Annotated in this window: 6 protein-coding genes; 2 read left to right on the forward strand and 4 right to left on the reverse strand. The window is 72.1% G+C overall.

All coding sequences use genetic code 11. From position 1 onward, the window contains the following. On the forward strand, positions 1-397 hold a 397-nt coding region (locus Mterra_RS19405; RefSeq protein WP_147372955.1), incomplete at its 5' end, for a C40 family peptidase. A gap of 16 nt (positions 398-413) precedes the next feature. On the opposite strand, the gene Mterra_RS19410 is transcribed toward Mterra_RS19405, so the two are convergent. Continuing rightward, on the reverse strand, positions 414-995 hold the full coding sequence (locus tag Mterra_RS19410; RefSeq protein WP_119316623.1) for a hypothetical protein: 582 nt from the start codon (positions 993-995) through the stop codon (positions 414-416). Between the two features lie 15 nt (positions 996-1,010). Further along, the gene (locus Mterra_RS19415) at positions 1,011-1,814 is read right to left on the reverse strand and encodes a DUF72 domain-containing protein (RefSeq protein WP_119316624.1); all 804 of its coding nucleotides are present in this window, start codon (positions 1,812-1,814) and stop codon (positions 1,011-1,013) included. 35 nt (positions 1,815-1,849) lie between these two features. Here Mterra_RS19415 and Mterra_RS19420 point away from each other — a divergent pair, with 35 nt between their 5' ends. Further along, positions 1,850-2,491: a class I SAM-dependent methyltransferase gene (locus tag Mterra_RS19420; protein ID WP_119316625.1), complete on the forward strand. Its 642-nt coding sequence runs from the start codon at positions 1,850-1,852 to the stop codon at positions 2,489-2,491. An 11-nt stretch (positions 2,492-2,502) separates the two neighbouring features. On the opposite strand, the gene Mterra_RS19425 is transcribed toward Mterra_RS19420, so the two are convergent. After that, positions 2,503-3,312, reverse strand: coding sequence for a MerR family transcriptional regulator (locus Mterra_RS19425; RefSeq protein ID WP_119316626.1), 810 nt, complete (start codon positions 3,310-3,312; stop codon positions 2,503-2,505). Beyond that, complete coding sequence (locus Mterra_RS19430; protein ID WP_119316627.1) at positions 3,309-3,926, reverse strand: GyrI-like domain-containing protein; 618 nt, start codon at positions 3,924-3,926, stop codon at positions 3,309-3,311. The genes Mterra_RS19425 and Mterra_RS19430 overlap by 4 nt, the downstream gene beginning before the upstream one ends. Positions 3,927-4,129 lie beyond the last annotated feature (203 nt).

Consider the following 4,129-nt stretch of genomic DNA (forward strand, 5'->3'; position numbering starts at 1 on the left):
GTACGACCCCACCCACCCCCTGATGCCCGCCATCCTCAAGTACCTGGGCCTGGTCTACAAGTACGGCGCCAACTCCGACAGCACCCTCGACTGCTCGGCCTTCGTCCAGCGCGTCTACGCCGACATCGGCGTGCGCCTGCCCCGCACCAGCCGCGAGCAGTACGCCGCGCTGCCCGAGGTGACGGGCGAGCTGCGCCAGGGCGACCTGATCTTCTTCAGCTTCGGCGGCAAGGACATCGACCACGTGGGCATCTACCTAGGCCGGGGCGTCTTCGCGCACGCCAACAGCTACGCCAGCCGGGTGGTGATCGAGGGGCTCTCCACGCCGTACTACCAGAAGACCTACCGGGGGGCCCGGCGCCCTGACCTGAGCGCCGTGGCGCGGTCGGGGCCATGAGCCCGGCCCCGACCGGCTAAGGCAGCGCACAGAACGACCAGCCGCGCTCGCGGAGCAGGCGCTGCTCCCGCTCGTGGAGGACCACGACGAAGCGGCAATCGCCGGGGTAGTCGTCGCAGGCCACGAAGCGGTAGGCGGGGTCGCGCAGGCCCTGGTTAACCTGCCGCATCAGCGCCAGGTGGCGCAGGAAGTCGTCGCGGCCGTCGGGGTGCTCGAGCCGGAAGGCACGTCCCCCCGCTTTCCAGGTGACCTCCACCGGCCCCAGGGGCGTGTGCCAGCGCTCGAGCACCTCCTGCGGCTCGAACAGGCCCCGGGAGATGCCCGCCCACTCGCGCAAGGCGGTGGCGTAGGCCTCCTCGCCGGGGTAGACGCCCTCGAGGTCGCGGCACCAGACCCGCCGTTCGTCCGGCCACAGCAGCAGCTGGTCGAGCGCGGCAGGGGTGCGGGCTGCGGCCAGGACGTCGGGCCAGTCGAGCCCGTAATAGGCCTCGGCGTGCCGCAGGGCCAGCCCGGGGCCGGCGAAGCCGGCGTAGAAGCCCAAAGCCCGCAGCCCGGCGAGGGTCTGCAGCAGCGCTTCCTCGGTGGGCAGGGCGGCCACGGCGGCTGCGGCTCCTCAGAACCCGGCCTCCTCGAGCAGCTCCCGCAGCACGCGCAGGTTCTCGAGGGCATGACCTTTGGTCGTGTTGTTGAAGATGAACCAGGCCTGGGTGAGGTCCTCCTGCTCGCGGGCCTCGAGCAGCGACCGCACCCAGAAGGCCAGCTCGTCGCGGGTGTAGCGGTAGTCGTGGCGCTCGGAGGCGCTCTTGCCCTCGTGCCACTTCTCCTTGTTGCGCCCCGACAGCCGCACGTAGACGATCTCGCCGGTGACGTGGAGCTGGTTCTTGGGCAGCCCGGGCAGCGGGGGGTAGTCGGTGCTGACCCAGATCAGGCCCGCCTTCCTGAACGCCTCGCGCACCTCGTCGTTGTCCCAGGAGTGGTGGCGGAACTCCACGGCCAGGCCGCCGGGGGCCAGGGCCCGGTCGCGGAAGCGCTCGGCCAGGGCCGCGAGGTACTTGCGGTTTTCGGGGGTGCGGTGAAAGCGCTGGGGGAACTGGGCCAGAAAAGGCCCCAGCACGCCCGCCTCGCGCAGCGGGGCCACCGACTCGAACAGGCGCTTGTAGTCGTCGTCGGTGGCGTTCTGCTCGTGGGTCATGCTCTGGTGGATCTTCACGCCCCAGTGCACCCGGCCCCCGCTCTTCTTCAGCATCCCCTCGAAGGCGCGCACGCCGGGGATGTTGTAGAAGGAGGAGTTGAGCTCGACGGCGTTGAAGTGCTGGGCATAGATGGAGAGCCAGTCGTTCTTCTTGGCTTCGGGGGGGTAGATCAGGCCCACCCAGTCGTCGTTGGTGTACCCGCCGGTGCCCAGGTAGAGTTCCACCCCTCCAGTTTAACCTCTAGTACGATAGGAGCATAATGGGCTGGCAAGATTTGCACCGCCGCATCCTCGAGCAGGGCGGCGCGATGGACTGGGGCGCCGCGCTCACCCCCGGCGTGCTGCCCTACCTCGAGGGCCGCGGGCGCGTGCTGGACCTGGGCTGCGGCCAGGGTCACGACAGCCTGCGGCTGGCCCGGCTGGGGTTTCACGCCGTGGGCCTCGACCTCTCGGGGGAAGCGCTCGAGCGGGCGCGGGCCGCGGCGCGGGAGGAGGGCCTGGGGGCGCGGTTCGTCCAGGGGGACATGAGCCAGGGCCTCCCCTTCCCCGGCGGCGCCTTCGACGCGGTGCTGGCGAACCTCTCGCTGCACTACTTCGACCACGCCACCCGCCGCTTCGTCCTGGCCGAGGTCGGGCGGGTGCTCGTAGCGGGCGGGGTGCTGGCGCTGCACGTCAACTCGAGCCTCGAGGCCGAGCGGCGCCGGGCCGAGGGGGCGGCGATGCAGGAGCTCGAGCCCGGTTTTTACCTCGAGGAGGCCGGGGTGCAGCGGTGCTACTTCGACCGGGAGATGCTGGAGGAGTGGCTGGCGGGCTGGGAGGTGTTGCGGCTGGAGCCCCTCGAGGTGCTCAACGCCAGCGGCAAGCCCAAGCGCTGCTGGCGGGCGGTGGCCCGGCCCGGCTGAGCGCTCGCCGGCTAGCGCACCGGCCAGACGAGCTCGGTGCGGTACTCGGCCGGGTTCTCCGCCTGCCCCTGGCCCACCAGGTACACCTCCCTGGGCGGCCCCGCCGCCTCGTGGCCGTGCTCGCCCATCCAGGTCGCCACGGCCTGGTAGGCGCGCCCGATCCCGCCGTAGGGGCCGGCGTGCAGGGTGTAGGCCACCGGGCCGGGGGGCAGCTCCCAGGCCCGCAGGTCGCCCCAGGGGCTCCCGAGCCGCTCGGTGGGCAGGCCGGGCTCGTAGTCGAGGTCCTCCTCGTCGAACTCGGGGCCGTGGTAGAGCACGAAGGGAGGACCGGCGGGGCGGAGGTCCTGCCGCGCGAGCGCGGCGTAGAGCGCGGCGAACGCCGCGCCCAGGCCCCGGACCATCTCCGGGAAGGGGCCCCGCAGGCGCCGGCTCAGCACGGGCTGCGCGGCCTCGTGGCGCAGGCGCACGGGGTAGGCCGTGCCCAGGGGGGCCGCCTCGAGCCCCTCCAGCGCCGCGATCGCCCGCCGGTACCCGGCGACGGCGGCCTCGAGGCGGGCCTTGTGCCGCTCCAGCCGCTCCCGGACCGAGCGGGCGTCCGGGGCCGAGAGCAGCTCGCGGATCTCCTCCAAAGGCACCTCGAGCTCGCGCAGCAGCCGGATGCGCTCGGCCTCGGCGGCCTGGGCGAGGCTGTAGTAGCGGTAGCCGGAGGCCTCGTCCACCAGGGCGGGCTTGAGCAGGCCCAGCTCGTCGTAGTGCCGGAGCATGCGCACGCTCAGCCGGGTGACCTGGGAGAAGCGCCCGATGGGCAGCAGGTTCCTCATGCCTTGCGCACAGGATAGCGGATGAGCGTCCGCAGCTTCTCGGGGGCGGCGCGCAGGGGGTCGCCGAGGTAGATCTCGTGGTGCTTGCCGGCGATGGCGTACCCCTGCCGGGCGATGGCGGCGTGGAGCCGGACGAGGGTGGGGCCTTCGGCGGCGTAGGGGCCCACGTGGAGGGTCTGCGCGCACAGCCCCTCGCCCAAGCGCTCCAGCCGCACCCGCTCCAGCCCCTCCAGCCCCTTCTTGCGGCGCAGCTCGGCCCTGGCCCGCTCGAGGTCTTCGGGGGTGAGGGCCTCGGGCTGGGCGATCATCAGGGTCCAGCTCCACCCGGCGCGGCGGGAGAGCAGCTCCTCGAAGCTCATGCCCTCGGCCCCCTCCACCCACCACAGGCCCTCGAGCGGCCCCACCTTGTGCTCGAGCCCCAGAGACTTCCTGAGCCTGAATTTGACGGCGTAGGACAGGCTGTAGAGCGCCTGGACCACCTGTTTGAAGCCCTCCGAGTTGGGGTCGCCGAGGCCGTCCACCGCCAGGAAGGGCATCTGCGGGACTTCCACCAGCACCACCTGGCCCTTGGGCGCCTTGTAGAGCTCACCGGCCTTCGTTCCCGTGCCGACCATTCGCCTCACCTCCTGCCCTCAGGGTCAACCCTGACACGGCCGGAGGGTCAAGGCCCACGGCTCAGAAGGCGGGGGCGGCGGGGGCCTGCAGGTCTGGCACCTCTACCTGGCCGCCGCCGTCAGCGGGGCCTTCCACGCCTTCCAGTGGCCCGCCTTCTCGGCGGCCGTCAGCACCATGGTGCCCAAGGAGCAGTACGGCCGGG

The sequence above is a fragment of the Calidithermus terrae genome (assembly GCF_003574345.1).
Classification (GTDB): Bacteria; Deinococcota; Deinococci; order Deinococcales; family Thermaceae; genus Calidithermus; species Calidithermus chliarophilus.

Bases quoted from the DNA above. Each gene is read 5' to 3' on its own strand.
- Mterra_RS19425 (WP_119316626.1), bottom strand. From the start codon at position 3,312: ATGAGGAACCTGCTGCCCATCGGGCGCTTCTCCCAGGTCACCCGGCTG.
- Mterra_RS19430 (WP_119316627.1), bottom strand. From the start codon at position 3,926: ATGGTCGGCACGGGAACGAAGGCCGGTGAGCTCTACAAGGCGCCCAAG.
- Mterra_RS19420 (WP_119316625.1), top strand. From the start codon at position 1,850: ATGGGCTGGCAAGATTTGCACCGCCGCATCCTCGAGCAGGGCGGCGCG.